This window comes from Synechococcus sp. H55.9, assembly GCF_047462355.1.
Taxonomy (GTDB): Bacteria; Cyanobacteriota; Cyanobacteriia; order Thermostichales; family Thermostichaceae; genus Thermostichus.
The window spans coordinates 1-1,424 of sequence record NZ_JANSJB010000181.1; the positions used below are offsets into that span (position 1 = coordinate 1).

At 53.3% G+C, this 1,424-nt stretch carries 1 protein-coding gene and 1 pseudogene; both read left to right on the forward strand.

What is annotated here, in order from left to right:
- On the forward strand, positions 1 to 437 hold a 437-nt coding region (locus tag NW857_RS12945), incomplete at its 5' end, for a hypothetical protein (RefSeq protein ID WP_414369198.1).
- A 24-nt stretch (positions 438 to 461) separates the two neighbouring features.
- Positions 462 to 809 (forward strand): annotated as a pseudogene (locus NW857_RS12950) (hypothetical protein); the annotation flags it as partial.
- Positions 810 to 1,424 lie beyond the last annotated feature (615 nt).

A 1,424-nucleotide genomic window follows, 5' to 3' on the forward strand; every position in this document is an offset into this window, starting at 1 on the left:
TCCCGCCCTTGCCCAGCCCCAACCCTTCTCCCAGCATTGTTGGGTTGCCTCCGGCCCCCTTGGCTGCTCCAACCTTTACCAAGAGCTTTAACCCTGCCTCATCGGTGGTTGCTCCTGTAACCGTGACGGTTAGCTTCACGATTGTTAATAGCTCTGGAGTTCAACTGACCGGCCTCAATTTCGCGGATAGCTTGCCTGCAGGTCTATTTGTTGCCACTCCTCCCAACATCACCAATACCTGTGGCGGCAGCGCTGTTGCAGGTGGATCCTCAATCGCTCTGAACAATGGAACACTGGCCGCCAATTCCACTTGTGCAGTTACTGTTCAGGTTTCTGCAAGTATAGGCACTTACATTAATCCTCCTGTAACTCTCACCAGTAACCAAGCTCCTCCTGTTCAAAGCGCACCTGTAACTCTTGTGGTGGGTGCGCCTTAGCTAGTTTTCGCCAAAACATTTCCAACTGTACCTTCCCTAGCTAGCACTCCTGTATTTTTGACGTTTACCATCACCAATAACACAGCTACCCCTCTAACAGGTCTTGCCTTCACAGATAGCTTGCCTACTGGACTGGTTATTGCTGGCCCTCCTCTCGCGTTTACAAATAATTGCGGTGGCGTACTTAATGTAGCGGTTGGTGGAACGTCTATCATTTTCTCGAATGGAACTCTGCCTGCTAACACTAGCTGCACAATTTTAGTGAGTGTTACCTCTAGTACAGCGGGCACTTACATCAACCCTGCTACCACGCTCACCAGCAATGAGGCAGCCCCAGTAGTAGCTCCACCTGTCAGTGTAACTTTCTTCTAGAGCCTGGCGTCATCTCGACTCCTGCACTAGTAATTTTCTCACCCTCAACCCCTCTCCCTGAGGGTCAACCCTCACCCCCGCCCCCTCTCCCCCAGGGAGAGGGGAGCTAGGGATGGCGCTCCGTGGTGCTGCTGCGATCGCCCCCGGCTCTTGTTTAAAAGATGATTTGGGGTGGGAAGCTGTTTTGACACTCTCCCCGCCTAGAGGCGAGGAATTCTTACGTAGCCCAGAAACGGAGTCGCAAAGGTGCTGTCAAGACGCCGCTACACAGTTCCTTAAAGCAAGGCGCCAAAGTTCTGCTTACTTTTCTGTTCGCGTCAGCGGGACGGAGTCCTTGCAGGTTGGCTGAGATGTTGCTATCTCCTGGGCGTTTGTCACCGGTCGGGTTTTTCACCGTGGTAGGTGCTCGCCTGGAAACGGTGCACCTCATCGACAGACATACTGCCTGTGAGCACCGTTGGCAAGCATCTAAAGTTGCTTACGGGCTTTTCTTCCCCGCACTAAAGTGCGGAGCTACCAAGCTATCCCTTTGTGTTGACCAAGCCGGCTGCCCAATCCAGCAGATGATTGACTGCTTCTGGGGTTTTGGCTTCGGAGTACAGCCGCAGCAGGGGC